The organism is Micromonospora sp. WMMD1120, assembly GCF_029626235.1.
In the GTDB taxonomy this organism is placed as follows: domain Bacteria; phylum Actinomycetota; class Actinomycetes; order Mycobacteriales; family Micromonosporaceae; genus Micromonospora.
Window position 1 is genome coordinate 346,695 of the sequence record NZ_JARUBO010000005.1, and the last position, 25,552, is coordinate 372,246.

The following is a 25,552-nucleotide window of genomic DNA, read 5'->3' on the forward strand; positions in this document are numbered from 1 at the left end:
ACTCTCCGCCCGGAGGGGTACCGGCGCGGTGATCGAGACGATAGCGGCAGCGCGCAAGGGCGTCAGCCCCTGTGCCTACAGCGCCAGGTAGCGCTGCCGCTCGTACGGGGTGACCTCGCGACGGTACTGCTCCCACTCGGCCCGCTTGTTGCGCAGGAAGAAGTCGAAGACGTGCTCACCGAGCACCTCGGCGACCAGCTCGGACTCGGCCATCACGTCGATCGCCTCGGCCAGGTTCTCCGGCAGCGCCTCGTAGCCCATGGCCCGCCGCTCCGCGCTGGTCAGCGACCAGACGTCGTCCTCGGCGCCCGGCGGCAGCTCGTACCCCTCCTCGATGCCCTTGAGGCCGGCGCCGAGCAGCACCGCGAAGGCGAGGTACGGGTTGGTCGCCGAGTCCAGCGAGCGGACCTCGACCCGGGCCGAGTTGGGCTTGCCGTACGCGGGCACCCGGACCAGCGCGGACCGGTTGAGGTGACCCCAGCAGACGTACGCGGGGCTCTCGGTGATCCGGTCGGGCAGGTGCTGCGGGAAGAGCCGCTTGTACGAGTTGACCCACTGGTTGGTGACCGCCGTGTATTCCCGGGCGTGCACCAGCAGACCGGCGATGAACGACTTCGCCACCTTGGACAGCTTCATCGGGTCGCCGGAGTCGTGGAAGGCGTTGCGCTCCCCCTCGAACAGCGACAGGTGGGTGTGCATGCCGCTGCCCGGCTGGTCGGTGAACGGCTTCGGCATGAAGCTGGCCTGCACGCCGGTGGAGAGCGCGACCTCCTTGACCACGTGCCGGAAGGTCATGATGTTGTCGGCGGTGGTCAGCGCGTCGGCGTAGCGCAGGTCGATCTCCTGCTGGCCGGGCGCGACCTCGTGGTGGCTGAACTCCACCGAGATGCCGATCCGCTCCAGCGCCAGCACCGCCTGGCGGCGGAAGTCGCGGGCCACCGCGTGGGTGGTGTGCTCGAAGTAGCCGCCGGTGTCGACCGGGGTGGGCAGCGAGCCGTCCTGCAGGCCGTTCTCCAGCAGGAAGAACTCGATCTCGGGGTGGGTGTAGAAGGTGAAGCCCTTCTCGGCGGCCTTGGACAACGCGCGGCGCAGCACGTGCCGGGGGTCGGCCCAGGAGGGCCCGCCGTCGGGCAGCAGGATGTCGCAGAACATCCGGGCGCTCTCGCCGCTGACCCCGCCCTCGAACGGGAAGACCTGGAACGTGGTCGGGTCGGGCATGGCCACCATGTCCGATTCGAAGACCCGCGCGAAGCCCTCGATCGCCGAGCCGTCGAAGCCGATGCCCTCCTCGAAGGCCGACTCCAGCTCGGCGGGCGCCACCGAGACGCTCTTGAGCGTGCCCAGCACGTCGGTGAACCACAGCCGGACGAACCGGATGTCCCGCTCTTCCAGCGTTCGGAGGACGAACTCCTGCTGACGGTCCACTTCCCCAACCCCTCGCGACGCTCTGCTCCGCCTCGGCCGGGCTGCGCCCGACCTGATCGCCCAGTGTTCCCGGGCCTGGTTACGCAGACGTTACGCGAACTGCCGCCCGGCGTCCCCTCGTGTCCCGCCCGGCGAGCGGCCGACACCGCCCGGGTGCGGGTGCCGCCGCAGCGTGGCGGCCGTCTCCTCCGAGGGTGGGGATTGTGCCGAGCGGGCTGGGGCAAGATGAGGACATGCCCACCCTGCGTCTCGCCCTGTCCCAGGTCAACCCGAGCGTCGGCGACCTCGCCGGCAACGCCGACCTGGTCCGCGCCTGGACCCGCCGGGCCGCCGATGCCGGCGCCCAACTGGTGCTCTTCCCGGAGATGATGCTGACCGGCTACCCGGTCGAGGACCTGGTCTTCCGGCGCTCCTTCGTCGCCGCGTCCCGGGCCGCCGTGCGGCGGCTCGCCGCCGACCTGGCCGCCGACGGCCTCGGCGACCTTCCGGTCGTGGTCGGCTATCTGGACGCGGACGGGCCGCCGCAGGTCAGCGGGGACGCCGAGGCGGGCCGGGGAGCCCGCAACGCGGCCGCGCTGCTGCACCGGGGCGAGGTGGTCGCCCGCTACTTCAAGCACCACCTGCCCAACTACGGGGTCTTCGACGAGGACCGCTACTTCGTCTCCGGGGACGAACTGACCGTCGTGCGGATCGGCGGGGTGGACGTCGCGCTGACCATCTGCGAGGACCTGTGGCAGGCCGGCGGTCCGTTCGCCGCCGCCCGGCAGGCCGGCGTCGGCCTGGTGGTCAACATCAACGGCTCGCCGTACGAGCTGAACAAGGACGACATCCGGCTGCCGCTGGTCCGCCGCCGGGCCGCCGAGGCGGGCGCCACCATCGCGTACGTCAACATGATCGGCGGGCAGGACGAGCTGGTCTTCGAGGGCGACTCGATGATCGTGGGCGCCGACGGGGAACTGCTCACCCGGGCTCCGCAGTTCGTCGAGCACCTGCTCGTACACGACGTGGAGCTGCCGGCCGCGAGCGCCGCGCCGGACGCGGAGACCGTGGCGGACGGCATGCGGATCACGCACCACACGCTGGAGGTCGTGCCGCCCGCGCCGTCCGGCCCGGCGGTCACCGGCGGGCTCATCGAGCCGGTGGCCGACGAGGCCGAGGTGTGGCAGGCGCTGGTGCTGGGCCTGCGGGACTACGTCAACAAGAACCGGTTCCCGTCGGTGATCCTGGGCCTCTCCGGCGGCATCGACTCGGCGGTGGTGGCCGCGCTCGCCGTCGACGCCCTCGGACCGGAGCGGGTGGTCGGGGTGTCGCTGCCCAGCCAGCACTCCTCCGAGCACTCCCGGGAGGACGCCGCCGACCTGGCCAAGCGCACCGGGCTCGACTACCGCGTCGAGCCGATCCAGCCGATGGTGGACGGTTTCCTGGCCAACCTGTCACTGTCCGGGGTGGCGGTGGAGAACCTCCAGGCCCGGGTCCGTGGCGTGATCCTGATGGCGCTGTCGAACCAGGAGGGCCACCTGGTGCTGACCACCGGCAACAAGAGCGAGCTGGCGGTCGGCTACTCCACCCTCTACGGCGACTCGGTGGGCGGCTTCAACCCGGTGAAGGACGTCTGGAAGACGCTGATCTGGCGACTGGCGAAGTGGCGCAACACCGACGCGAAGCGGCGTGGGGAGACCGCGCCGATCCCGGAGAACTCGATCGGCAAGCCGCCGAGCGCCGAGCTGAGCCCGGGGCAGCTCGACAGCGACAGCCTGCCCGACTACGACGTGCTGGACCCGATCCTCATCGGCTACGTCGACGGCGACCTGGGCCGCGACGGGTTGATCGAGTCGGGCCACGACCCGGCGGTGGTGGACAAGGTGCTGCGGCTGGTGGATACCGCCGAGTACAAGCGCCGGCAGTCCGCGCCGGGCACGAAGATCTCCATGAAGGCGTTCGGCCGGGACCGCCGGCTGCCGATCACCAACCGGTGGCGCGAGCGCGGCTGACCTCGTACACCCGTTGGGGTTGCCGGGCCCGGTGACGCGGCCCGGCGACCTTACGGCAGGCTCGCCGCCCGGCGAGCGCGGTCGGCGGAGTGACATCTCGCACTGCGCCCTGCCGCCGCCCCACCTCGCGGTGCGACGATCGGCGGAGCCCGGGGACCGCGCAGGCGGCCTCGAGGAAGGAGACAGTCATGATCGAGTCCACTCCGCACGAGGTGACCGCGCTGTACGGCGGACCGGCCACCCGTCGGGTCCGCACCCGCGACCTGATCGCCGCCAAGGAGCGCGGCGAACGGTGGCCGATGCTCACCTCGTACGACCAGTACACGGCGGGGATCTTCGACCGCGCCGGCGTACCGGTGCTGCTGGTCGGCGACTCGGCGGCGAACAACGTGTTCGGCTACGAGACGACCCTGCCGGTCACCACCGACGACCTGTTGCCGCTGGTCCGGGCGGTGGTGCGGGCGACGAAGCAGTCCCTCGTCGTCGGTGACCTGCCGTTCGGCTCCTACGAGGAGGGGCCGACCCAGGCGCTGCGTACCGCCGTCCGGTTCATGAAGGAGGGCGGCTGTCACGCGGTGAAGCTGGAGGGCGGCCGACGCTGCGCCGCGCAGATCGCCGCGATCGTCGGCGCCGGCATCCCGGTGATGGCGCACATCGGCTTCACCCCGCAGAGCGAGCACACCCTGGGCGGCTACCGGGTGCAGGGCCGGGGTGACACCGCCGACGAGGTGCTGGCCGACGCGCGGGCGGTGGCCGAGGCGGGCGCGTTCGCGGTGGTGCTGGAGATGGTGCCGGGCGCGGTCGCCAAGCAGATCACCCACGAGCTGCCGATCCCCACCGTCGGCATCGGCGCCGGCCCGGACACCGACGCCCAGGTGCTCGTCTGGCAGGACATGGCCGGCCTGCGCACCGGCAAGGCGCCGCGCTTCGTGAAACGCTACGCCGACCTCGCGGACGTCCTCACCGACGCCACCCGCCGCTTCGCCGACGAGGTACGCGGCGGCGAGTTCCCCGCCGCCGAGCACACCTTCTAGACCGGTCGACGGGCCGGTCGCGGGACGGCCGGCCCGTCGACGGGTCGTGGACCGGCGGCGATCACCAACCCTTGTGGAACATCGTCCAGGCCGCCCCCGCCGTGACCAGCAGACCCATGACCGCCGCGACGGCGATGGACCCTGATCCGAAGTCGGAGGACCTGCCGATGCCGGAGTGGTGGACGAACGCGCCGAACGCCAGGCCGGTCGCCAGACCGATCACGATGGCCAGGGCCGGCCGCCGCGCTCCCCGCGGTCGTGACGGTGTCCGTGCCCCACCGCCCGACTCCGCATCGATGGACATGGTCGGTCTGATGCCCCGGTCGGCTCGGCGGCAAACCGGTGCCCGCTCAGTTGATCACAGGTCGGTGACGCGGATGCCGGCGTGGGCCTTGTAGCGCTTGTTGATGGCGATGAGGTTGGCGGTGAACGCCTCGATCTGGTGGGCGTTGCGCAGCCGGCCGGCGTAGATGCCGCGCATCCCGGGGATGCGCGCGGCGAGCGCCGCCACCACACCGACCAGCTCCCGGTCCTCGGTGCAGATCAGCACGTCCAGGTCGATCCGCTCGATCTCCGGGTCGGCCAGCAGCGGCGCGCTGACGTGGTTGAACGCCGCGCACACCCGGCTGTCCGGCAGCAACGCGGCAGCCTGCTGCACGGCGCTGCCCTCGGCGACGGGCAGCGCGTACGGCCCCTGCTTGTCGAAGCCGAGCGGGTTGACGCAGTCGACGACGATCCGGCCGGCCAACGGCTCGGCGAGGGCGGCGACGGTGGCGGCGTGCCCGTCCCACGGCACCGCGATGATCACCACGTCGCTGCGGCGGGCCACCTCGTCGTTGGCCGCCCCCGTGACGCTGCCGCCGGCCCCGGGCAGGGCGGCGATCTCGGCGGCGGACTCGGCGGCGCGCCCGGCGGACCGGGAGCCGATCAGCACCGTCTGACCGGCCCGGGCGAACCGGTAGGCGAGGCCCCGCCCCTGGTCACCGGTGCCACCGATGATGCCGACCGTCAACCCGGAAACGTCCGGCAGCGTGCTCGCGTCGTATGCCATGCGCTCATCCTTGCAAACCGCCCGGCCGGGCAGCCACGCCCCGCGTCGGGACGATGTCCCCGGTCACGGCCGCCGAGGCCGACGTCGACGACCGAACGCCGACCGCCGCCGGGCCGGCAGCCGCGCCGCCCTGCCCGCCCCGTGCCCGCGCGGCGCCGCGCCCGGCGGTCCCCGCCGGGGAGCGCCGCGCCCGGCGGGGCGTTGCCCGTAGATCTTGGACAGTTTCCGTTCCGCCGGATCGGAAACTGTCCAAGATCTCGTGGCGCGCTGGTCGTGTGCTCGCTCGGGCGGCGGTGGCACGAGCGCGGCGCAGGCGCGGGGCACAGCGCAGCGCGGGGCGGGGCACAGCGCGGGGCGGGGCGGGGCGGGGCGGGGCACAGCGCAGCGCGGGGCGGGGTCAGGTCAGCTCGAACAGGACGGTACGGGCGGCGGGGTCGGCGGTGACGAGGCGAACCCGGACCCGTTCGCCGAGGGGAAGCTGGCCGAGGCAGCGGGCGCGGACCGGCGGGGCGTCCAGCGCGACGACGCCACCCGGGGGTCGGGGGCGGGACTTGCCGTTGGGTGGGGCGTCGACGTCCAGCACCGCCGCGTCGAACACCTCGCCCACCCGGTGTTCCAGCACCGCCGCCTCGGCCAGGTCGAGGGCGCCCCGGGCCGCCGCCGAGGCGGTCCGGTCGGTGCTCGCCATCACCTCGGGCAGCCGGGGCAGCGCGGCGCGGGCCCAGTCGGGCACCTCCCGGCCCGCGTGCAGGGCCAGGCAGACCTCGGTGGCGTACCGGTCGGCCAGTCGCCGCAAGGGCGCCGTGACATGGGCGTACGCGGCGGCGACCCCGCCGTGCTCCGGCTGCTCCGGCACCGTCCCGTCGAAGGCGGTGTACGCGGCGCCGCGCATCAACTCGGCCGCCTGGTCGATGAACGCGGCGGCGCGCGGCTGGGCCGGGTCCAGGGCGGCGATCACCTGACCCGGGCCGAGGTCGTCCGGCCACCGCACGCCCAGCGGGGCGGCGGCCGCCCGCAGCCGCTGCACCGCCTCGGGTTTCGGCGACGGCATGGTCCGCAGCAGGCCCACCCGACCGGCCAGCATGATGTCGGCGGCGGCCATCCCGGTCAGCAGGGAGATCTGCGCGTTGTGCTCCTCCATGGGTGCCGGCGCGCGCAGCACCAGCCGCCAGCCCGCGCCGTCGGGCTCCAGATCCTGTTCGGGCAGCGGCAGGTTGATCGCGCCGCGACCCAGCCCCCGGGCGGTCAGCCGGTCGCCGATCTCGGGCAGGAGGGCGATCGGGTCGGGGAGCGTCCCGGCGTCGGCCGCCGCCTGTACGCCGTCGTAGTCGAGTTTCGCCCGGCTGCGGACCAGGGCGCGCTCCAGTTCGACGGCCAGGGTGCCACCGTCGGCGTCCAGGTCGATGGTCCAGACCACGGCGGCCCGGTCGTCGTCGGGCAGCAGGCTGGCGGCGCCCTCGCTGAGGGTGTGCGGGTGCAGTGGCACGTTTCCGTCGGGCAGGTAGATGGTCTGCCCTCGCCGCCAGGTCTCCGCCTCCAGCGCGCCACCCGGAGCGACGTGCGCGGCGACGTCGGCTATCGCGTACCGCACCCGGTAGCCGCCACCGGGACGGCGGGCGAGGTGCATCGCCTGGTCCAGGTCGCGGGAGGTGGCCGGGTCGACGGTGACGAACGGTACGTCGGTGCGGTCGACCGGCGGCCGCGGCGGTGCCGCGGCCGCCTCGTCGGCCTCACGCTGGGCGTCGGCCGGGAACTCCTCGGGCAGGCCGAGCTCACGGCGCAGCGCGCCGAAGTCGATGCGGGGCGCGAGTACGCGTCGGATGACCACGGGTCAATCCTGACAGCGCGACGGAAGATCCGCTTCCGGTGACCGGTCGGGAAATCCACCCGGCGAGGGATGGCCCGCGCTCAGCCGGTCGCCTTGCGCGTGGTGGCGCGCGTACCCCTCGGGGTGGTGGTTCGCGCGGCGGCCGGGCGGGCCGCCGACGTGCCGGCGGTCACCGTGCGGGTCGACGTCCTGGCCGCAGTGGTCTTCTTCGCCGGGGCCTTCTTCGCCGCCGCCTTGCGCGCGGTGGTCGAGGAGGTGCCCGTCGCCTTCGCGGCGGGGGCCTTCCTGGCCGGCGCCTTGCGGGCGCCGCCGCTGGGACGGGTCGCCGCGGTCTTCTTCGCGGGCGCCTTCTTCGCGGCCGTCTTCGTGACGGCGGACGCCTTCGTCGCGGCCTTGCGCGCCGGGGCCTTCGCCGCCGTGGTCGTCTTCCGGGCCGACGCCTTCGCCGCCGTGGTCGTCTTGCGGGCCGACGCCTTCGCCGCCGTGGTCGTCTTCCGGGCCGAGGCCTTCGCCGCGGTGGTGGTCTTCCGGGCCGGGGCCTTGGCCGCCGCGGTGGTCTTCTTCGCCGCCGAGCTGCCGGTCTTCGTGGCCGCGCTCGTCGTCTTCCTCGCCGTGCCGGTGGTCTTCCTCGCGGCGGTGGTGGTCTTGCGCGCCGCCGACGCGGGGGTGCGCTTGGCGGTGGCTGTCGTCTTGCGGGCGGCGGTCGCGGTCTTCGCCGGCGCCTTCTTGGCCGCCGCGCTCGCCGTGGTGGTCGTCTTCTTCGCCGCCGTGCTGGTCTTCCTGGCGGGGGCACGTCCCGCGCCACCGGCGGCCTTGCGGGCCGGGGCCTTCGCGGCGCCCGTGGTGGACTTGCGTACGGGGGTGGTGCGGCTCGCGGCGGTGTTCCGCTCCGCCGCGGCGGTCTTCTTCGCGGTGGTGCGCCGGGCGGCCGGCCGGGTGGTGGCCTGCTGTGCTTCGGCCATCGTGGTTCCCTCCTCGGGGACGTGCTCTCGCGTGCGTCCTCGCGGAGCACGAAATGCCTCGGCGCGAGCCGTCCCGCGCCGCCTATCTGTCCTCCCCGGCCCAACGGGCGTCCTCGGCGTCCCACGCCTCGTTGCGCTCCTGCACCCGTTGCAGGGCGTTCTCCGCGTCGGCCGCCGAGTCGTACGGGCCGAGAACATGCTTCGCCGGACACACGTTCGCGTCCGTCTCGACCCGGTGGTGCCGGGTGCACCAGTAGAACTGCCCACCACGTCCGCTGTCGCTCATGGGAATCACTGTGCACCGCGAACCGGCCGGCCGCCACCGGATCGCACAAGTCGCCGACCCTCTCCACAGTAGATATGCCTGCCGTTTCCCGGGTCGAAATGGCGAAAGAAGACCAGGTGGGGACGCATCTCTCTGTCATCGGGGCAGTCGGCCGAACGGCCGGTTCCGGCGTACGAGGGCCTGCGGCAGGATCGTCCGGTGATCAACACGGTGACCGACGCAGGGGTGTGCCCGGAATGTCAGGCCACGACGGAGACGGTCCGGGACGCGGTGCCCTGGTGTCCTCGCTGCGAGTGGAATCTGGACACGTACGACCCGGCGCGGCGGGCGCGCGAGTTCGGCTGGAACTGGGTCGACAGGTGGACCCACCGGGTGGCGTCGCGGATGACCAGGCAGCAGTTCACCCACCTGGCCGGGAGACCGCTGGGCGGCAAAGGGTCGAACCGCGTCCGGTTGCTGACGACGGTGGTGTCGCTGCTGCTTCTCGCGATGGTGCTCGCGCTCGCGATCGCCGGCGGCTGGCTGATCGTGGCGTTCCCGTTCCCCAACCTGGCGATCCTGCCGGGTGTCGCGATGATCGGCCTGGCGGTCGCGCTGCGCCCCCGGTTCGGTCGACTCGACCCGGAGATGGAGGTGCTCTCCCGACACCGGGCGCCGGAGCTGTTCGCCCTGATCGACGAGGTGGCCGCCGCGATCGACGCACCAATGCCGGACGTGGTCGGCGTCGACAACGACATCAACGCGTACGCGACGACCGTCGGCCTGCGACGCCGTACGGTGCTCTGCCTCGGGCTGCCGTTGTGGGGTTCGCTCTCCGCCGGTGAGCGGGTGGCGTTGCTGGGCCACGAACTCGGCCACTTCGTGAACGGCGACCCCCGCCGCGGCCTGCTCACCCAGCCGGCGCTCATCATGCTCGGCTCCGCCGCCGACCTGTTCCGGCCGGTACGCACCACTGTCGGCGGCGGGCTGGTGGAGATGATCGGCGACGCGCTGGGCCGGGCGTTCCAGTGGACGGTGTCCCGGATCCTGTTCGTCGCCCATCTGCTGTTGGTGGTGGTGGCGTTGCGGGACAGCCAGCGCGCCGAGTACCTCGCCGACGAACTCGCCGCCGGGGTGGCCGGCACGACTGCCACGAGCGACCTGCTCGACGCCCTGCTCGCCGCCGAGTCGATGGCGCTCGTGGTGGGGCGGGAGACCCGTGCGGGCCACGGCGCCGACCGGTGGCGTTCGGCGTTCGCGGAGTCGCGTGCCGCCAACGCCGCGCGCCTGCCACTGCTGCGTCAACTGTCGGTGCGCGACGGGACCTCGCTGTTCTCCACGCATCCGCCGATCGGACTGCGCCGCCGGATGCTCACCGACCGACCGTGGCGGGACTCCTCGGTGGTGCTCACCGAGGCCAGCAACGAGCGGATCGACACCGAGCTCGCCAAGGAGTACGAGCGTTTCCGCCGTACCGTCAGCTGGTCGGCCTGAGACCGGTGACGGGTCGACGCGGGCCGGCACCCACATATGATCATCGGATGGGGACTCCGGACTACATCCTGGGGATGCGCGAGCACGTCGGGCACGACCTGCTGTGGTTGCCGAGCGTCAGCGCCGTCATCCGCAACGACGCCGGTGAGCTGCTGCTCGGGCAGCGCGCCGACGACGGTCGCTGGTCGGTGGTCAGCGGTTTCGTCGAGCCGGGCGAGCAGCCGGCCACCGCGTTGGTCCGGGAGGTACGGGAGGAGACCGGCCTGGACGTCGCGCCGGTACGACTGTCCAGCGCCGTCTCCCACCCGCACACCTATCCCAACGGGGACCGCTGCGAGTACCTGAACCTGGGCTTCCTGTGCCGGGTGGTGGGCGGCACCGCGCGGGTCAACGACGACGAGTCGCTGGCCGTACGGTGGTTCCCGGTGGACCGGCTGCCCGAGCTGGACAAGCACGCGCTGCTGGTGCTGGCCTACGCCCTGCGCGAGAAGCAGGTGGCCGGTTACCTGGAGCCGGGCACGACGTGGGACGACGTGCCCGAGTAGGGGGTCACGCCGGGACCCGTTCGACGGGGATCCACAACTCGGCGTCCGCCTCGGCGCCGTCCGCTGACACCCGCACCCGGGAGATCTCCGGTCCGGGCCGGCTGCGGTACGGGTTGGACGGGAACCACTGGGTGAACACGTCGCGCCACAGGTACTGCACCGCCTGCGGGAACGCGCCCGACGTGGTGAACACCGCCCACGACCCGGCCCGCACCGGCAGCGCGTCCAGGTCCTCCGGCGGGGTGGCGCCGGTCACCACCCCGTGCCAGTAGTCCAGCTCGGTGCCCTCCTCCCGGCTGCCGGCGAGGTTGTCGCTGACGTTGACGATGCCGGCCGGTTCCTGGTCGGAGAGCGCCTCGATCCGTTCGGTCGTCTCCGCGCCGATGCCCTTGACGAACGCGACGATCGCCGGGTTCATCCCCTCGTGCACGAGCGGAACCCGTGCCTTGCGCCCCACCAGGGTGAACGCGTCCTTGTCGACGATCCGGTACTCCATGCTGCCGCTCCCTTCCACTGTGAGTCGGAAGGACATCCGGGGCTGGGCGCGCAGCGTCGCACCCGTACGCCGGGCCTCTCCCGGGGCCACGCCGTGCACGGCGTGGAACGCCCGGGAGAACGCCTCGGCGGAGCTGTAGCCGTATCGCACGGCGATGTCGAGCAACGTCCGCTCCCCCGCCAGCACGTCCGCGCCGGCGACGGTGAGCCGACGCCGACGGATGTACTCCGACAGGGGGATGCCGGCCAGCGCGGAGAACAGCCGCCGGAAGTGGTATTCCGACGTCAGCGCGATCCGCGCCAGCTCGGTGACCTCGATGCGTTCGTCGAGGTGCCGCTCGATGTACGCCATGGCCTCGTTGAGCCGATCCAGCACCCGGGTCTCCTTCCCTTTCGGGAAGTCACGCTAGGCGGCGGAGCGGGCGGGCCACCCGACATCCGGTGCCCGCAAGGGTCAGGCGCGGCCGACCCCGCCTACCCGAAGGTGAACGCGTACGCCTCGGCGGCGGGCTCGCCGAACATGACCTCCAGGGTCCGCTCCTCGATCGGGCCGTCCTGCCGCACGAGCTGGTAGAGGCGGGCGTCCTGGAGCACGCCGTTGCCCTCGGCGTCGACGTCGACGCCGTGCGCCGGGCCGGGCGCCGCGCCGTCGAGCAGCACCCGGAACGGGATCGAGCGCCCGGCCCCGGGAGCCAGCACGAGATGCGCGTCGCGGGCGTGGAAGCGGAACACGATGCTGCTGCCGGCCCGGCCGGCGACGACGTTCCCCGCCCCGACGGTCCACTCCCCCGACAGGGCCCACTGGTTGAGGCCCAGGTACTCCGGCACCCGGTAGGCGCGGCGTTCGTCCACCGCCGGGTCGTCCGGCGACGCGAAGTGGTCGCCCCTGTCGAAACCGAGGTACGTCTCGGGCGTCCGCAGGTTGTCCCAGTCGGCCTCCGCCTCCGGTCCGGCGCCGGTGACGGGTACGGGCGCACGCTCGATGCCGAGCAGGTGCTGGAGCATCCGTTCGGACTGCTCGTATCGTCCCTCGCCGAAGTGCTCGTCGCGCAGGACGCCGTCGGTGTCGACGAAGTAGAGCGCCGGCCAGTAGTGGTTGTCGAAGGCACGCCAGATCGCGTAGTCGTTGTCGACGGCGACCGGGTAGTCGATCGACCGGGCGGCGACCGCCCGGCGCACCCACTCCACGTCGTGTTCGAAGCCGAACTCGGGCGTGTGCACCCCGACGACGACCAACCCGTCGTCGCGGTACGCCTGCGACCAGGCCCGCACGTACGGCTCCTGGCGTAGCCAGTTGATGCAGGTCAACGTCCAGAAGTTGACCAGGACGACGCGCCCGCGCAGGTCGGCGGGGCCGAGCGGCGCGGAGTTGAGCCACCCGGCCGCCCCGTCGAACGGGGGCATCCGCACGGCCATCTACCGCAGCGACCGGAAGGCGGTCCGAAGCTCCTCGGAGAAGATCTTCGGCTGTTCCCAGGCCGCGAAGTGCCCGCCGACGTCGAGCTTGTTGTAGTAGACGAGGTTCGGGTACGCCTGCTCGGCCCAGCTCTGCGGGGCCTCGTACAGCTCGTCCGGGAAGACGCTCACCGCGACCGGGACGTTCACGCCCTTGGTGGCGAAGAACGAGAGCTTGTTCTCCGCGTACAGCCGGGACGCGGAGACCGCCGTGTTGGTCAACCAGTAGAGCGAGATGTTGTCCAGGATGTCGTCGCGGGTGAGGCCCGCCTTGGCCCCCTCGAAGACCTGCCCGATCAGGGCGAGACTCTTCGCGTCGTGGTCGAGCAGGAAGGACGCCATGCCGACCGGCGAATCCGCCAGGGCGGTGAGGGTCTGCGGGCGCGTCGCCATCATGAGGGCGTACGCGACGTGCTTCCAGACGTAGTCCAGTTCGGTGGCCGCGCGCATCTCGTCGTCGGACAGCCCGGAGGGCAGCGAGCCCATGGCGTTGTTGGCGGCGGTGGTGTCGCCCTGGAACAGGTTGTCGATGGCGGGCGGGACCGCGCCCGGCATGTTGGTGTGGATGCCGAGCAGTTCCGGCGGCGCCTGCACGCCCATCTGGTCCACGACGACAGCGCCCCAGTCGCCGCCCTGCGCGACGAAGCGCGTGTAGCCGAGACGCTTCATCAGCTCGGTCCAGGCGCTGGCGATCTTCTGCGGGTTCCACCCCGGCTCGGTCGGCTTGCCGGAGAAGCCGTGGCCGGGCAGCGACGGGATGACCAGGTGGAAGGCGTCCGACGCGCTGGCACCGTGCGCGGTGGGGTCGGTCAACGGCTCGATGATCTTCATTTGCTCGATCACCGAACCGGGCCAGCCGTGGGTGACGATGAGCGGCAGCGCGTCCTCGTGCTTCGAGCGCACGTGGATGAAGTGGATGTCCACCCCGTCGATGGTCGTCATGAACTGCGGTAGCGCGTTCAGTCGCGCCTCGACCGTGCGCCAGTCGTACTCCTTCTCCCAGTAGCGCGCGACGGCCTGGATCATCCCGAGTGGCACGCCCTGCGACTGGTCGTCCACCGTTTCCCTGTCCGGCCAGCGGGTGGCCTGGATGCGCCTCTTCAGGTCATCCAGGTCGGCCTGGGGGATGTCGACCGAGAACGGCCGGATCTCCGTGGTGCCGGGACGGGTCTTGGTTTTGACAGCCATGCCTGGTTCCTCTCCGTCTAGGTTCGCGCCCTGCGAGGAGAACTGATGGCCGGTGCGCCGTGTCGACATGGGCAGGCCGCCGCCATCTCTCGGAGCGTAGAACGGCGCGCGCCGGGCTCGTGGCGATACGGCAGGTCAGCGCGGCTGCCCGGGGGCCGCTACGGCCCGCTCGGCGGCGCGGCTCACCGCCTCCCAGCCCGCCCAGGTGTCCATCCGTCGGCGGGAGATGTCGAACGCCAGGTCGTACACCATGCTGCCGAGCAGGAGCCGCAGCGGCGGGTCGTCGCTGTCGACCAGGCGCAGCAACGCCTCGGCGGCCAGTCGGGGTTCGCTGTCGATCGACCCCTCTGCCCACTGCCGCTCCAGCTCGGCGCGCAGCGGCGCGTAGGCGTCCATCGGGGTGGTGGCGCTGACGCTCGTGTAGAGGTCGGTCCAGTACCCGCCCGGCTGCACGATGCTCAGCTTCACGCCGAAGGCCGCCGCCTCCATCGCCAGCGCCTCGCTCAGGCCCTCCAGGGCGAACTTGCTCGCGCTGTACAGGCCGGTGCTGGGGAAGCCACCGAGCGCGGCGATGCTGGAGACCTGCACGATGTGGCCGGATCGCTGGGCGCGCAGGTGCGGCAGCACGGCCTGACTGACCCAGAGCGCGCCGAAGAGGTTCACCTCGAACTGGGCCCGCGCCTCGGCCTCGGTGAACTCCTCGACCATGCCCATGGACAGGGTGCCGGCGTTGTTGACCACGATGTCGAGCCGTCCGACGTGCGCGACGGCGGTCGCCACGGCGTCGTGGACCGCCGCCCGGTCGGTCACGTCGAGCGGCAGCGCCAGCAGGCGGTCGGCGTGCCGCTCGTCGAAGTCGGTCTGGGCGATCGTCCGGGAGGCGGCGACCACCCGGTCGCCACGGTCGAGCGCCGCGTCCGCGAAGGCACGGCCCAGGCCGCGGCTGGCACCGGTGATGAACCAGGTACGCATGACATCTCCTCGCTGCGAGACGAGACGGTTCGTCTCGCTAGGCGGTGAACACTAGGCGGCGCATGTCGCCGCCGTCAAGACGAGACGGTTCGTCTCGCCGCTGCTACTGTCGTGCGTCATGACGCCCAACACGGCCCGCCGCAGCGAGACGTCGCGGCGCGCCATCCTCACCGCGGCCTTCGACCTGCTCCAGGAGATCGGGTACGCGAAGCTCAGCATCGAGGGCATCGCCACCCGCGCCGGCGTCGGCAAACAGACCATCTACCGCTGGTGGCCGTCCAAGGGCGCTGTCATCTTCGACGCGTTCCTCCTGCTCAGCGAGGGCGCCGACGGCGGACCGCCGACGCTGCCGGACACCGGCGACCTGGCGGCCGACCTCACCGCGGTGCTGCGCGCCACCGTCGAGGAGATGAACGACCCCCGCTACGAGCAGCCGATGCGCGCGCTGGCCACCGAGATCACGCTCGACCCGGAGCTGGCGGCGGCGTACGCCGAACGGTTGGACGGGCCGCTGCGGGAGGCCAAGCGGCAGCGCCTGCGCAGCGCCCAGGAGGCCGGCCAGCTCGCCGACGACGTCGACCTGGACGTGGCGGTGGACCTGATCTGGGGGCCCATCCTGAACCGGTGGCTCCACCGCACCGGTCCGCTCACCGCCGACTACGCCGACCGGGTCGTCACCACCGCGCTCGACGGTCTGCGCCCCCGCCGATCCGGCGGGTAACTGTCGGCTTGCCGGCTTTGCGTCGTCACGGCCTCGTGCGGCAACATCAGGCGCCGTGACGGCACCAGCAGGCGCGGAACCACAAAACGACAGCCCGCGGTCGCGTGGACGGCTTCGGCACTGGCTGGCCGGGGCCGGGGTCGCCACTCTCGCGGCCGTCCTCGGCATCACCCTCGCCGTCCGCGGCGGCGCCACCCCGGCCTGCGCCGCGCCGCCCTCGGGAAACACCGTCCACAAGGGCAAGGCCAGCTTCTACGACGCGGGCCGCTCGGGCGGCAACTGCTCGTTCCCCGGCCCGCCGGCCGACCGGCTCTACGTGGCCCTCGGCGCCTCCCAGTACGCCGGCTCGGCGGCCTGCGGCAGCTACCTCCAGGTCACCGGCCCGAAGGGCACGGTCCGCGTCATGGTCATGGACCATTGCGGCGGCTGCGGAACCAGCAAGATCGACCTCTCCACCGAGGCGTTCACCAAGATCGCCGACCGGTCCCAGGGCATCGCGTCCGTGACGTACCGGGCCGTGGTGAACCCGCCGCTCACCGGCGGGCTCACCTTCCGGCTCAAGGGCGGCGCCTCGCGGTACTGGTTCGCGGTGCAGGTCGGCAACCACGGCAACCCCCTGCGCTCGGTCGAGGCGAAGGGCGCCAGCGGCGGGTTCCGCAAGGCCGCCCGGCAGAGCGACAACTACTGGACCATCGACGGCGGCATCGGCCCCGGACCGTTCACCATCACTGTCACCGACGGGTACGGACACCAGGCGACCGCCACCGGCATCAAGCTGGTCACCAAGCAGGTGCAGCGCACGTCGGTCCCGCTGGTCAGCCCGGCCACGCCCAGCAGCTCGCCGTCTCCCCCGGCCCCGCCGTCGCCCTCGGTCTCCCCCTCGGCCTCGCCCGCGCCGACGGCCACCGTCGAAGCGCTCGCCGGACCCGCGCCGCTCGGCAGCCCGCGCTGCTGAGCACCAAGCCCTCGGACAGGCCCCCGCGCCCCCAGCGGCCGCACCGACCCGAGCAGATCTTGGACAGTTTCCGTTCTGACGTAACGGAAACTGTCCAAGATTGCCAGTCGCGGGTGCGTTCGGCGGGCCGGCCACCCGAGGAACCTGATGGAACGCTCGCCCTACGATCCGACGATGACATCGAGTGCCTTTCACACGCGCGGCGGGCTGACCTACGTCGACCGTCTCGACTTCACCCGAGGCGCTCCGCTGAGGGCTGTCCGTCGCATGGCCTGGCCGACGGTGAGGCTGCACGCCGACGACAGCACCGTGACCCTGTCGTCGCGTACCGGCTCGGACACCCTGCGGCACTTCCAGGTGGAGGCGCTGCCGCACCGGCCTCTGTACGGACGGTTCCCGCTGCCGGCGACCGCCGTCTCCTTCCAGGTCGAGGGACGCGACCAGGTTTTGCTCTTCTGGACTCCGCGCGTCGGCGCGGTCCTGCGTCAGCTCGCCGAACTCGGTTGGGACGCCGAAGACCCAGGGTCTTGAGCCTCGCCCCGTACTGCGGTCGGGGTCGATCAGCACTCGTCCTTGCCAAGGCGGGCAAACTCCTCCATCGACACACTTCTCCGCACATCGTCGTTTTCCACGATCTCGGTGATCAGGACCGTTCCGGGCGTCAGGTCCTCCAGCTCGGCGAGCCGGAAGGTCACCGAGTGCGTGGTGAAGCTGCTGTCGCTGGCGACTCCGTACATCCGGAAAGCCGGGTACGGGCGCGGGGCCGGGTCCGGCAGGAAGCCCGTGAGGCGCACCGTGGTCGGCGAGGTCGCGGCGCGCGGCACGGCGTAGTCCCGCCCCGGCCAGTAGGGCCAATCCGCCGAGGTCGACACGTCGGACGGGGAGGGCGAGATCGAGTCCCGTTCCGCGAAGAACCGCACCGTGCCGGGCGGCCGGTCCGCGCACCAGGCGAGAACCGCGAGAGGCTGACCAGCGGCGTCCACAGTCGCCCCGGTGCGGCCCTTGATCACCGGAGTGCACGCGGTCAGCCCGGCCGACACGAGCATGGCAGCGGCCAGCGAGGCGGAGATCCGTCCTGCCTTCGTGAACGTCCGAGCGGCCATGCCCCGACGGTCGCAGCGCAGCGTCAACCCGCGACCCCGATCGGGTAACAGGATGATGGAGAACGCGATCGGCCGCCTGACCCGCACAGATCGAGTCGTCCGTTCGTCCATCAGCGCCGTGCGAAGGTCGACACGGGCATCCAGTACGGTCTGGACAGGTATAGCCAGCTTTGGATGCCGACCTGGGAAGGGCCCGACGTGGCAGAAGTTCTCCGGACGGAAGACTGGCTGGGACTGTTGGCGCAGCCGGCGGTGACCGTCGGTAGCCTCCATCGGGGCGGACGCGACAGTGAGCGGTATACCTCAGCGGTATGAATATGACTCTGCGGCATACCGCTCAGAACCGATGCGACCCGCGATGCCGACGGGCCAGGAACAACCAGTCGAGGAAACGGGTGTGGAGCGCGGTCAGATCGGGACGCAACCCCAGGCTGTACGCGTCGTCGATGCGTGGCCACACGGCCAGGGCGCGGCGCAGTTCCGGCACCGCCACACCGGGCGCATCGGCAGGTGCGGCCTCATCCGACCCGCACCGGAACTCGGTCTTTCGCTGGCAACGCGTGTCTCCGCACGCCCGCTCGTCGCACGTACAGCTCGCGCCGCGCCACGGCGTCGCCCGCCGCGTTGAGCTGGTACCCCTCGATCCAGACCCATCCGTCGTACGTGTGCCGCTCGGGCAGCTCGCGGATGACGCGTACGACGATCGGCCGCAGGAACTGCACGCTCGCGGCGGTGGTCAGGTGGACGAGATCGCCCGCCGTCATCGGCTTCTCGTGCTCGTCGTCAGGCACGGTCTCCCCCTGGTGGCGTGGAAAAGGGGCCGCTCCCGGGAGTGCTCGCCCGCCGGAAGCGGCCCCGCTGCGAACGCGACCGCCGGTTTCGTGGTCCCTGACAGCCGCGCCGCCTGGTGACACTCTGCTGTCCAGGTCACTACGCTCGGAAGGTGTTCCAGGTCGCCGGGCCGGAGCTGGCAGAGCAGGCTCCCGGCGTGTGGCGCCTCGGGTAGTCGATCTCCGAGTTGAGGAGCCGTGAATGGCTGACGTGCCGAGTCCGTTGGCGGACTTCATCGTGGGCGAGATCCGCCGCGCTCGTGGAGCGTCCGGGATGACGCAGGAGGCGTTCGGCCGGGCGGCGGGCTTCAGCGCCTCACACGTCAGCGCCGTGGAGAGCGGCACCCGCGCGCTGACTATGGACTTCATCAAGGGCGCGGACCGGGCGGTACACAACGGCGGGCTCTTCGAGCGCCTGGCGACGAAGTTCGGCGCACCGTCGTGGTTTTTGCCCTGGCTGGACGCTGAGCGCGAGGCGACACAGCTTCGCTACTTCGAGCCGAACCTGATTCCCGGGCTGCTACAGGTGGAGCACTACGCCCGCACCGTTCTGCGCACAGTCGAAAGCCTCACCGATGACGAGGTTGAGCAGCGCGTGCAGGGGCGTATGAGCAGGCAAGCGATCCTGACCGGCGAGCGCCGGCCACAGTTCGTCGCCCTGCTGGACGAAGCCGCCATCCGGCGAACGGGTGACGGGCTCGGAGGGATCATGGCGCAGCAGGTCGCCCACCTCGTCGCGATGGCCGAGCTTCCGCACGTCCACGTGCACGTCATCCCGATCGCGAGTGGCCTGCACATCGGACTGTCCGGACCGTTCGCGCTGGCCCGGTCCAGTGATGGCAGGTGGGTTGGTCACCTCGAAAACCAGCTTGGCGGGGACGTCATCGACAAGGACGATGATGTGGCTACGCTTCAGGCAAGGTGGGAGAGCGTTCGAAACGAGGCGCTACCTCGCCGGCAGTCCATCGACCTGCTCAAGGAAGTGGAGAGCCATCATGGACCTCAGTAACGCCAGGTGGCGCAAGTCCATCCGCAGCGGCGCCAGCGGCGGCAACTGTGTCGAGGTCGCGGACAACCTGCCCGGCGTTGTCGGCATCCGGGACAGCAAGGACCCGACAGGCCCGGCGCTGACCTTCGAACCGGCGGCTTGGCGGGCGTTCGTCGCCCAGGTCGCGCGGCGGCCGTAACCGGTGACGCGCGCCGCCCGTACCCGATGGATGGCTGACCCCGCTCGGACCGGACGCGCCCGGCGGGCGTCGCACCGTTGTTGAACCCTGTGTCGCGGCGATGGTCAACCGAGACCGAGCCGGTGCAGCGCGAGCGCCACGAACCCGCGTACCGAACGGTCCCAGCCGGGCACTTCGGCGTCGAAGTCCGAGGTACGGGCGTCGGTGAGGACGTCGAGGGCCAGATCGGGTAGCCGAGCACCACCGACCGGAGCAGATCGGCCACCGCCGCCCGGTCCGAGGTGGCCGGATCGTCGGCCAGCGCTACCAGGAACGGCACCACATGACAGCTCGCGCCCCACCGCGTGCCCTGGTGACAGACGGTGCCAAACAGCTCCGACAACGCGCGCCGCCGGACCGACAGGTCCGTCGAGCGCAACGCCCGCAACTGATCCGGTACGTCGACGGCCGGCCCGTACGCGTGATGCAACGACGACCACGGCAGCTCGTCGAGCCCGTCCAGCGGATCGGTCCGTCGCGTCATCCGACAGTTCTACCCGACGGTCGCGCCAAGGACCTCGGGGCTCCGCCCCGGACCCCGGCACTCCTCAGAAGTCCGCCAGCACTGGCACACTGCCCGCATGAGTTACGACCTGGCGGTGTGGGAGGGCGACATGCCCGCCGACGACGAAGCGGCCGGCGAGGTGTACGAAGCTCTCTATCAGCAGTACTTCGAGAGCGAGGAACAGCCGCCGACGCCGCGCATCCGGGCGTACGCCGATGCTGTGGCGGCCCGATGGCCCGACCTGTACGGCCACGACGCCGACGTCCACCCCCTGTCGAATGGCCTCATCGACGAGGCGTCCGGCCCCATGGTCTACTTCACCATTCCCTTCGGCAGATCCGACGAGGTCTCCTCCGAGGCCGCGCGGTTGGCCGCCGAACACGGGCTCGTCTGCTACGACCCGCAGTGGGAACACCTTCGCCCGCCTGCCGGTCACGACGAATGAACCAGCTCAGAGCCATGATCACGGCTCCGAGCCGGTGAACGACGGGATGGGTCTCCGGCCTGCCCCGGCAAGAGCATGCGCAAGTCTGATCAACGATGTGATGGGGGACCGCTAGTGGGACAGCGGCACGTGCGGAAGATGTTGCGGAAGATGGCCGGCGGGCAGCCGGTGGAGGTCGAGCAGGTGGCCACGTTGCGCTCACTCGCCTTCATGGCCGCTGTTGCCGAGCAATTCGGTTACGCGTACACGGACACACGGCAGCGACACCGCAGCGGACCGCAGCTGTTCTTCGTACCCGACCCCCGTCCGCAGGCCCGGGAAAGGGCCGAGCGGAACCGGGCGCAGTACCCGGATGCTTCCACCGGGGGTCCACTGCCCCCCGTGCCTGCCGACGTGCTGGAGCTGTTCAAGGCCCGTATCAGCTACGACCTCGAGGGCTGGAACGACGACAAGCAGCGAACGTGGCTCCTCTATGTCAGCCTCACCGTGCTGTGCGCGATCCTCGGCGTGCGGCTCGGGCTGGGAGACACGTCCCCCATCGCCGCCGCGGCTGTCGCCGCCGTCGCCTGGGCGGCGCTGATGTCTGTCACCCTGTTTCTGGTCTCCATTCGTCGACGCAGACGGGCCAGGTTCGCCGCGATCCTGGAGGCGGCCGGGTTCACGCAGACGACTGAGCAGAGCGGCCGGGAGCGGTATCTGCCGCTGACGCACCAGTAGGCCGCACAACCTCGGCGATACCGAACGGTGCGGCGTGACCATCTACCAGTTCGTTGGCTGCGGTGGGCGACGGACGAGTCGACCTGTACGCCGGATTCTGTGCACGACGCGTACCCCCGAAGGGTTCCGCGTCGGCGGCGGCCATCCATCTCGGCCTGCCGTCGCCGGCAGGCTCCAGCGGCCTACCCGCAGACATCGGGCGGGCAGCCCTCGAGCGTCTGCGCCGGGTCGTCATCTTGCGGTGACGGCCCTTGCTTGGCCTTGCTCCGGGTGGGGTTTACCGAGCCACCCCGGTCACCCGGGGTGCTGGTGGGCTCTTACCCCACCGTTTCACCCTTACCGTCCCCGTTGGGGTCGGCGGTCTGTTTTCTGTGGCACTGTCCCGCGGGTCGCCCCGGGTTGCCGTTAACAACCACCCTGCCCTGTGGAGTCCGGACGTTCCTCGGCGGCGGGCCGGAGCCCGCCGACGCGACCGCCCGGTCGACTCGTCCGTCGCGCTCTCATCCTAACGACGTGCCCGGCTGCGGTATTGCCGCCCCGTCTCGGCAAGGCCACGCAGCTCACGGGCGATCCGACGCGGGCGTTCCGGAGGACGGCGACTAGCCTCGTGGGCCTATGGATCTCTCCCACGCCGCGCTGCTGCTCGCCGCCGGTCTCGCCGCGGGCACCGTCAACGCGGTGGCCGGTGGTGGTTCGCTGATCACGTTCCCGGCGATGATCGCGGTCGGTTTGCCGCCGGTGCCGGCCAACGTCAGCAACTCCGTCGCGGTCTTTCCCGGCTATGTGGCCAGCGTGGCGGGCAGCCGGACCGACCTGCCGCGCCCCCGCGCGCTGGCCACGCTGGTGCCCACCACGATCGTCGGCACGATCCTCGGGGCGCTGCTGCTGCTGGCGACCCCGGCCCGCGCGTTCGAGCTGGTCGTACCCTTCCTGGTTCTCGGCGCGACAGCGGTCCTGGCCTTCCAGGACCCGCTGCGCCGCCTGGTCGGCCACCCCCGCGACGTGTCGCCGCGCCGCCGCACGGTCGCGGTGCAGACGATGGTCGCGCTCGGTTCGGTGTACGGCGGTTACTTCGGCGCGGCCCTCGGCGTGATGCTGGTCGCCGGGCTGGCCCTGGTGCTGGACGCGACCCTGGCGCGGGTGAGCGCGATCAAGAATCTGCTCTCCGCGGTGGTGGGGTTGACCACGCTCGTGGTGTTCGCCCTGTTCGGCCCGGTGAACTGGGCGGCGGTCGCGGTGGTCGCGCCCGCCACCCTCATTGGGGGGTACGCGGGCGCGCGGCTCGTCCGCCGGCTGCCGCCGGTGGTGCTCAAGACGACGATCGTGGTCTTCGGTACGGCGATCGGCCTTTACCTGCTGTGGCGCGCGCTGGGCTGACAGGCCCGGACGCCCGCCCCGCCCGAGCGTCGCGCGACTTCAGGGAAACTGCTGCCTCAGGCAGGCGCGGAAGCAGCAGTTTCCCGGAAAGTGCGCGGATCATGGCGCCAGGCCGCGCCGGGCCGGGCCGACCCGCCTCAGTACGTCTCGCCCACCGGCTCCTCGGTGGCGTTCTCCGCCGCGGCGGCGGCGCGGTTCCAGCGGGACCAGAGGACCCGCTCGCCGTAGCCGGCGGCCATCAGGTGCGCGCTGGCCAGGTAGCCGACCACCCCGACGGCGAGCACCCCGAAGCCGACCCAGAACGGCAGCGCCAGCGAGTGCTCGGCGAGCTTGCCGGAGATGATCGGGGCCGGCGCGGCGGCGCCCCAGCGGACCAGGTTGAACGCGCCGGTGGCGACGCGTCGGTCGGTGGAGCCGAGGCCGAGCGCCAGGTCGGTGAGGTTGGCGTTGGCCAGCCCCATGCAGAGCCCGGCGAGCACCAGCACCACGAGGGACTCGACGGTGCTGCCGGAGGTGGCGAAGAGGACCATGCAGACCAGCAGCCCGGCGATGGCCACGCCGACGGTCTGCACCGCGCCGATCCGGTGGGCCAGCCGGTGACCGATCACCAGGATGCCGGTGGCCAGGCCGAGTCCCCAGCCGGTGAACGCCAACCCCAGCGGGATGATGTCCAGCTTGAGGAAGAGCGGGGTGTAGCCGAGCACCACGAAGAACACGAAGTTGTACGCGGCGGTGACCCCGCAGAGCGCGATGAACGCCGGTCGGCGGTAGGTCGCGAGGATCTGGCCGACCCGTACCGGGGCCTGGCGGTGGGTGGGCTCGCGGAGCTTGCGGGAGGCCACGGCGAGGGCGAGCACCATGAACACGCCGCAGACGAAGAACGGCAGCCGCCAGCTGACCTCGCCGAGCAGGCCGCCGATCAGCGGTCCGACGGCGAAGCCGAGGCCCAGCGCGGTCTCGAAGAGGCCGACCACCCACTCCCGGTCGACGGCGAGGTTGACCAGCACCACCATGGCGGTGGCGAAGAACATCGCGTTGCCCAGTCCCCAGACGCCGCGCAGCACGGAGAGCTGCACGATGTTGTCGCTGAACGAGGCGAGGATCGCGGCGACGCCGACCACCGAGACGCCGGTGACGAGCACCGGTTTGAAGCCGAACCGGCCGCTGGCCAGCGTCGCCGGGATCATGCCCACGGCCATCACCGCGATGTACGCGGTGAACAGCAGCTCGACCTGCCAGGCGGTCACGCCGATCGCCGCACCGATGGCGGGCAGGATCGGGTCGACGACGGCGATGCCGGCGATGGCGAGGAAGGCCACCAGCGTGGTGGCGTAGATGGCACTGCGGTTCGGTTCGGAACGCCGATCCACTCCGACTCCTCAACTAGCTGTATCGTACAGTTACTTATTCTGTATCATACAGCTATGAGTGATGACCACGAGCGCACCCTCGGTCGCATCGAGACCGAGGTGGCCCTGCTGATGCGCTTCGGCGAGGCCACCCGGCGGGCCACCGGCACCGCCGAGCACCGGGTGCTCGACCGGGCCGCGTACGTGATCCTGCGACACCTGGACGACGCCGGCCCGCAGAACGTCTCCGCGCTCGCCGCCCAGCTCAACCTGGACGGCTCGACAGTGACCCGGCAGGTGTCCGCGCTCCAGCGGGACGGCCTCATCGTCCGTGCCCCGGACCCGACGGACGGCCGGGGCACCGTCATCTCCCCCACGCCGGCCGGCCTGCAACGGATGGCCGCCGTGCAGAGCGCCCGCACCCGGCTCTACGGCGACATGCTCGCGGACTGGAGCGCCGAGGACCGCGCCACGCTGGCAGCCCTCTTGGGTCGCCTCAACCAGGCCCTCGGGTCACGCAACCGTCGCCGCTGACCGCCCGCCAGGACCAGAGCACCGCGAAGATCGCGCAACATCCTGGTTTCAGTGGCCTTCCGCGCGGCCCGACACCACTACGACATGGATCGAGCACGATCTTGGCGGGCCCCCGTGGAGCCCAGCGGGCCGCGCGGCCCCCATCGGGCCGCGCGGACTCCGCCGGGCCGTGGTTCTAGACGAACGTTCGGCGCGCCCAGGTGCGGAAGTCGGTGGTGGGCAGGCCGAGGGCGCGGGCCAGCTCCGGACGGGCCGGGCTGCCGTTCTCGTTGATCTGCTCGACCGCCCTGACCACGGCGGGCAGCAGGCCACGTTCGACGGCCTGCTGCGGGGTGAGCACGGGCGCGGCGATCTCCCGGCCGGTGACCTCGCTCAGGATGGCAGCGACCTCGGTCATGGTGAGCAGGTCGCCGGCGAGTTCGACGTCCAGGCCGTCCAGCCTCCCGGGCTCGGTGAACGCGATCGCCGCGGTTTCGCCGATGTCGTCGACGGTGACCCACGGAAGGCGCGTGTCGGCGGCGAAGCCGGTGATGATCGTGCCGCTGGACCAGTCACCGAAGAGGTAGGAATAGCCGACGAGGTTCTCCATGAAGGTCGGGGGCTTGAGGATGGTCCAGTGCGCGAAGCCACCGGCGCGCACCGCCTCGTCGATTGTCGCCTTGCTCTCCCAGTAGTGCCTGTCCCACCGCCCCTCGGCCCATCCGGGCTGGTTGCGGTGGAAGTCGCCGGCGCCCGAGACGCTGCTGTGCACGACGTGTGACACGCCGGCCCGTCGCGCCGCCTCGACGACGTTGCGACCGCGGGTCACCTCGGCGTCGCCCTGCAGGTCCGTCAGGTCCGGGTACGGGATGGAGAAGAGGCCGTCCATCCCGTCCGCGGCGGCGACCAGCGACGCCGGGTCGTCCAGGTCGCCGGTGACCAGTTCGACGCCGCGATCCCGCAGCGCCTGCGCGGCGGCGGTGCCGGGATCACGGACCAGGGCACGGACCGGGACGCCACGGTCGAGCAGCGCTCGGGCCGTGGCCCCGCCCTGCTTGCCCGTCGCGCCGATGACGAGTACAGCCATGATGCCTCCCCCAGAAGTG

Annotated in this window: 28 protein-coding genes and 1 other RNA gene; 13 read left to right on the plus strand and 16 right to left on the minus strand. The window is 71.6% G+C overall.

Going from position 1 to position 25,552, the window contains the following annotated elements:
- Positions 1–75: 75 nt before the first annotated feature.
- Positions 76–1,425, minus strand: a complete 1,350-nt coding sequence (glnA, locus tag O7634_RS01620) for a type I glutamate--ammonia ligase (RefSeq protein ID WP_278148404.1) — start codon at positions 1,423–1,425, stop codon at positions 76–78.
- Positions 1,426–1,658: 233 nt separating this feature from the next.
- Between glnA and O7634_RS01625 the strand changes: the two genes are divergently transcribed.
- Positions 1,659–3,416: an NAD+ synthase gene (locus O7634_RS01625; protein WP_278148405.1), complete on the plus strand. Its 1,758-nt coding sequence runs from the start codon at positions 1,659–1,661 to the stop codon at positions 3,414–3,416.
- A gap of 188 nt (positions 3,417–3,604) precedes the next feature.
- Positions 3,605–4,450 carry a 3-methyl-2-oxobutanoate hydroxymethyltransferase gene (gene panB / locus O7634_RS01630; protein ID WP_278148406.1) on the plus strand — a complete coding sequence of 282 codons (846 nt, stop codon included), beginning with the start codon at positions 3,605–3,607 and terminating at the stop codon, positions 4,448–4,450.
- A gap of 61 nt (positions 4,451–4,511) precedes the next feature.
- On the opposite strand, the gene O7634_RS01635 is transcribed toward panB, so the two are convergent.
- From O7634_RS01635 to O7634_RS01655, 5 genes are all read right to left on the minus strand, one after another.
- Positions 4,512–4,754 (minus strand): hypothetical protein, encoded by a 243-nt coding sequence (locus O7634_RS01635; RefSeq protein WP_278148407.1) that lies wholly within the window; start codon positions 4,752–4,754, stop codon positions 4,512–4,514.
- Positions 4,755–4,808: 54 nt separating this feature from the next.
- Positions 4,809–5,501, minus strand: a complete 693-nt coding sequence (gene npdG / locus O7634_RS01640; RefSeq protein ID WP_278148408.1) for an NADPH-dependent F420 reductase — start codon at positions 5,499–5,501, stop codon at positions 4,809–4,811.
- Between the two features lie 397 nt (positions 5,502–5,898).
- On the minus strand, positions 5,899–7,329 hold the full coding sequence (locus tag O7634_RS01645; protein WP_278148409.1) for an RNB domain-containing ribonuclease: 1,431 nt from the start codon (positions 7,327–7,329) through the stop codon (positions 5,899–5,901).
- Between the two features lie 80 nt (positions 7,330–7,409).
- Positions 7,410–8,291 carry a histone gene (locus O7634_RS01650; protein ID WP_278148410.1) on the minus strand — a complete coding sequence of 294 codons (882 nt, stop codon included), beginning with the start codon at positions 8,289–8,291 and terminating at the stop codon, positions 7,410–7,412.
- A gap of 82 nt (positions 8,292–8,373) precedes the next feature.
- Positions 8,374–8,577 carry a hypothetical protein gene (locus tag O7634_RS01655; protein ID WP_130403226.1) on the minus strand — a complete coding sequence of 68 codons (204 nt, stop codon included), beginning with the start codon at positions 8,575–8,577 and terminating at the stop codon, positions 8,374–8,376.
- Positions 8,578–8,775: 198 nt separating this feature from the next.
- Here O7634_RS01655 and O7634_RS01660 point away from each other — a divergent pair, with 198 nt between their 5' ends.
- Together O7634_RS01660 and O7634_RS01665 are read left to right on the plus strand one after the other, a co-directional pair.
- Complete coding sequence (locus O7634_RS01660; protein WP_278148411.1) at positions 8,776–10,050, plus strand: M48 family metallopeptidase; 1,275 nt, start codon at positions 8,776–8,778, stop codon at positions 10,048–10,050.
- Between the two features lie 47 nt (positions 10,051–10,097).
- Positions 10,098–10,595 carry an NUDIX domain-containing protein gene (locus O7634_RS01665; protein WP_278148412.1) on the plus strand — a complete coding sequence of 166 codons (498 nt, stop codon included), beginning with the start codon at positions 10,098–10,100 and terminating at the stop codon, positions 10,593–10,595.
- 4 nt (positions 10,596–10,599) lie between these two features.
- Here the strand turns inward: O7634_RS01665 and O7634_RS01670 are convergent, their stop codons facing one another.
- The 4 genes from O7634_RS01670 to O7634_RS01685 form a co-directional block, all read right to left on the minus strand.
- Positions 10,600–11,466, minus strand: a complete 867-nt coding sequence (locus O7634_RS01670) for an AraC family transcriptional regulator (RefSeq protein WP_278148413.1) — start codon at positions 11,464–11,466, stop codon at positions 10,600–10,602.
- Between the two features lie 98 nt (positions 11,467–11,564).
- Positions 11,565–12,506: a redoxin family protein gene (locus tag O7634_RS01675; protein ID WP_278148414.1), complete on the minus strand. Its 942-nt coding sequence runs from the start codon at positions 12,504–12,506 to the stop codon at positions 11,565–11,567.
- Entirely contained in the window at positions 12,507–13,733 is a 1,227-nt protein-coding gene (locus tag O7634_RS01680) for an epoxide hydrolase family protein (protein WP_278148415.1), read from the minus strand.
- A 135-nt stretch (positions 13,734–13,868) separates the two neighbouring features.
- The gene (locus O7634_RS01685) at positions 13,869–14,705 is read right to left on the minus strand and encodes an SDR family oxidoreductase (protein WP_278148416.1); all 837 of its coding nucleotides are present in this window, start codon (positions 14,703–14,705) and stop codon (positions 13,869–13,871) included.
- Between the two features lie 118 nt (positions 14,706–14,823).
- Between O7634_RS01685 and O7634_RS01690 the strand changes: the two genes are divergently transcribed.
- From O7634_RS01690 to O7634_RS01700, 3 genes are all read left to right on the plus strand, one after another.
- Positions 14,824–15,426 (plus strand): TetR/AcrR family transcriptional regulator, encoded by a 603-nt coding sequence (locus O7634_RS01690; protein ID WP_278148417.1) that lies wholly within the window; start codon positions 14,824–14,826, stop codon positions 15,424–15,426.
- Between the two features lie 55 nt (positions 15,427–15,481).
- Positions 15,482–16,381 (plus strand): expansin EXLX1 family cellulose-binding protein, encoded by a 900-nt coding sequence (locus O7634_RS01695; protein ID WP_278148418.1) that lies wholly within the window; start codon positions 15,482–15,484, stop codon positions 16,379–16,381.
- 174 nt (positions 16,382–16,555) lie between these two features.
- Entirely contained in the window at positions 16,556–16,912 is a 357-nt protein-coding gene (locus O7634_RS01700) for a hypothetical protein (RefSeq protein WP_278148419.1), read from the plus strand.
- A 29-nt stretch (positions 16,913–16,941) separates the two neighbouring features.
- Here O7634_RS01700 and O7634_RS01705 read toward each other — a convergent pair whose 3' ends face one another.
- The 3 genes from O7634_RS01705 to O7634_RS01715 form a co-directional block, all read right to left on the minus strand.
- Positions 16,942–17,757 (minus strand): hypothetical protein, encoded by an 816-nt coding sequence (locus O7634_RS01705; RefSeq protein ID WP_278148420.1) that lies wholly within the window; start codon positions 17,755–17,757, stop codon positions 16,942–16,944.
- A 64-nt stretch (positions 17,758–17,821) separates the two neighbouring features.
- Positions 17,822–17,971 carry a hypothetical protein gene (locus O7634_RS01710; RefSeq protein ID WP_278148421.1) on the minus strand — a complete coding sequence of 50 codons (150 nt, stop codon included), beginning with the start codon at positions 17,969–17,971 and terminating at the stop codon, positions 17,822–17,824.
- A 31-nt stretch (positions 17,972–18,002) separates the two neighbouring features.
- On the minus strand, positions 18,003–18,248 hold the full coding sequence (locus tag O7634_RS01715; protein WP_278153831.1) for a hypothetical protein: 246 nt from the start codon (positions 18,246–18,248) through the stop codon (positions 18,003–18,005).
- A 268-nt stretch (positions 18,249–18,516) separates the two neighbouring features.
- Between O7634_RS01715 and O7634_RS01720 the strand changes: the two genes are divergently transcribed.
- From O7634_RS01720 to O7634_RS01735, 4 genes are all read left to right on the plus strand, one after another.
- Positions 18,517–19,323, plus strand: a complete 807-nt coding sequence (locus O7634_RS01720; RefSeq protein WP_278148422.1) for a helix-turn-helix transcriptional regulator — start codon at positions 18,517–18,519, stop codon at positions 19,321–19,323.
- A complete protein-coding gene (locus O7634_RS01725; protein WP_278148423.1) occupies positions 19,310–19,501 on the plus strand; it encodes a DUF397 domain-containing protein in 192 nt (63 codons plus the stop codon). The genes O7634_RS01720 and O7634_RS01725 overlap by 14 nt, the downstream gene beginning before the upstream one ends.
- Before the next feature lie 620 nt (positions 19,502–20,121).
- Complete coding sequence (locus O7634_RS01730) at positions 20,122–20,490, plus strand: hypothetical protein (RefSeq protein WP_278148424.1); 369 nt, start codon at positions 20,122–20,124, stop codon at positions 20,488–20,490.
- A gap of 150 nt (positions 20,491–20,640) precedes the next feature.
- The gene (locus tag O7634_RS01735) at positions 20,641–21,207 is read left to right on the plus strand and encodes a hypothetical protein (RefSeq protein ID WP_278148425.1); all 567 of its coding nucleotides are present in this window, start codon (positions 20,641–20,643) and stop codon (positions 21,205–21,207) included.
- Between the two features lie 70 nt (positions 21,208–21,277).
- On the opposite strand, the gene rnpB is transcribed toward O7634_RS01735, so the two are convergent.
- Positions 21,278–21,695: RNase P RNA component class A (gene rnpB, locus O7634_RS01740), an RNA gene on the minus strand.
- A 127-nt stretch (positions 21,696–21,822) separates the two neighbouring features.
- Between rnpB and O7634_RS01745 the strand changes: the two genes are divergently transcribed.
- Positions 21,823–22,584 carry a sulfite exporter TauE/SafE family protein gene (locus O7634_RS01745; protein WP_278148426.1) on the plus strand — a complete coding sequence of 254 codons (762 nt, stop codon included), beginning with the start codon at positions 21,823–21,825 and terminating at the stop codon, positions 22,582–22,584.
- A 137-nt stretch (positions 22,585–22,721) separates the two neighbouring features.
- Here the strand turns inward: O7634_RS01745 and O7634_RS01750 are convergent, their stop codons facing one another.
- Entirely contained in the window at positions 22,722–23,954 is a 1,233-nt protein-coding gene (locus tag O7634_RS01750) for an MFS transporter (RefSeq protein WP_278148427.1), read from the minus strand.
- A gap of 54 nt (positions 23,955–24,008) precedes the next feature.
- Here O7634_RS01750 and O7634_RS01755 point away from each other — a divergent pair, with 54 nt between their 5' ends.
- Entirely contained in the window at positions 24,009–24,467 is a 459-nt protein-coding gene (locus tag O7634_RS01755; protein WP_278148428.1) for a MarR family transcriptional regulator, read from the plus strand.
- A 175-nt stretch (positions 24,468–24,642) separates the two neighbouring features.
- On the opposite strand, the gene O7634_RS01760 is transcribed toward O7634_RS01755, so the two are convergent.
- Entirely contained in the window at positions 24,643–25,533 is an 891-nt protein-coding gene (locus O7634_RS01760) for an NmrA/HSCARG family protein (protein WP_278148429.1), read from the minus strand.
- Between the last annotated feature and the right edge of the window lie 19 nt (positions 25,534–25,552).

Bases quoted from the DNA above. Each gene is read 5' to 3' on its own strand.
- O7634_RS01625 (WP_278148405.1), top strand. From the start codon at position 1,659: ATGCCCACCCTGCGTCTCGCCCTGTCCCAGGTCAACCCGAGCGTCGGC.
- panB (WP_278148406.1), top strand. From the start codon at position 3,605: ATGATCGAGTCCACTCCGCACGAGGTGACCGCGCTGTACGGCGGACCG.
- O7634_RS01635 (WP_278148407.1), bottom strand. From the start codon at position 4,754: ATGTCCATCGATGCGGAGTCGGGCGGTGGGGCACGGACACCGTCACGA.
- npdG (WP_278148408.1), bottom strand. From the start codon at position 5,501: ATGGCATACGACGCGAGCACGCTGCCGGACGTTTCCGGGTTGACGGTC.
- O7634_RS01650 (WP_278148410.1), bottom strand. From the start codon at position 8,291: ATGGCCGAAGCACAGCAGGCCACCACCCGGCCGGCCGCCCGGCGCACC.
- O7634_RS01655 (WP_130403226.1), bottom strand. From the start codon at position 8,577: ATGAGCGACAGCGGACGTGGTGGGCAGTTCTACTGGTGCACCCGGCAC.
- O7634_RS01665 (WP_278148412.1), top strand. From the start codon at position 10,098: ATGGGGACTCCGGACTACATCCTGGGGATGCGCGAGCACGTCGGGCAC.
- O7634_RS01675 (WP_278148414.1), bottom strand. From the start codon at position 12,506: ATGGCCGTGCGGATGCCCCCGTTCGACGGGGCGGCCGGGTGGCTCAAC.
- O7634_RS01680 (WP_278148415.1), bottom strand. From the start codon at position 13,733: ATGGCTGTCAAAACCAAGACCCGTCCCGGCACCACGGAGATCCGGCCG.
- O7634_RS01685 (WP_278148416.1), bottom strand. From the start codon at position 14,705: ATGCGTACCTGGTTCATCACCGGTGCCAGCCGCGGCCTGGGCCGTGCC.
- O7634_RS01690 (WP_278148417.1), top strand. From the start codon at position 14,824: ATGACGCCCAACACGGCCCGCCGCAGCGAGACGTCGCGGCGCGCCATC.
- O7634_RS01700 (WP_278148419.1), top strand. From the start codon at position 16,556: ATGACATCGAGTGCCTTTCACACGCGCGGCGGGCTGACCTACGTCGAC.
- O7634_RS01705 (WP_278148420.1), bottom strand. From the start codon at position 17,757: ATGGAGGCTACCGACGGTCACCGCCGGCTGCGCCAACAGTCCCAGCCA.
- O7634_RS01715 (WP_278153831.1), bottom strand. From the start codon at position 18,248: ATGACGGCGGGCGATCTCGTCCACCTGACCACCGCCGCGAGCGTGCAG.
- O7634_RS01720 (WP_278148422.1), top strand. From the start codon at position 18,517: ATGGCTGACGTGCCGAGTCCGTTGGCGGACTTCATCGTGGGCGAGATC.
- O7634_RS01725 (WP_278148423.1), top strand. From the start codon at position 19,310: ATGGACCTCAGTAACGCCAGGTGGCGCAAGTCCATCCGCAGCGGCGCC.
- O7634_RS01730 (WP_278148424.1), top strand. From the start codon at position 20,122: ATGAGTTACGACCTGGCGGTGTGGGAGGGCGACATGCCCGCCGACGAC.
- O7634_RS01735 (WP_278148425.1), top strand. From the start codon at position 20,641: ATGGCCGGCGGGCAGCCGGTGGAGGTCGAGCAGGTGGCCACGTTGCGC.
- O7634_RS01745 (WP_278148426.1), top strand. From the start codon at position 21,823: ATGGATCTCTCCCACGCCGCGCTGCTGCTCGCCGCCGGTCTCGCCGCG.
- O7634_RS01755 (WP_278148428.1), top strand. From the start codon at position 24,009: ATGAGTGATGACCACGAGCGCACCCTCGGTCGCATCGAGACCGAGGTG.
- O7634_RS01760 (WP_278148429.1), bottom strand. From the start codon at position 25,533: ATGGCTGTACTCGTCATCGGCGCGACGGGCAAGCAGGGCGGGGCCACG.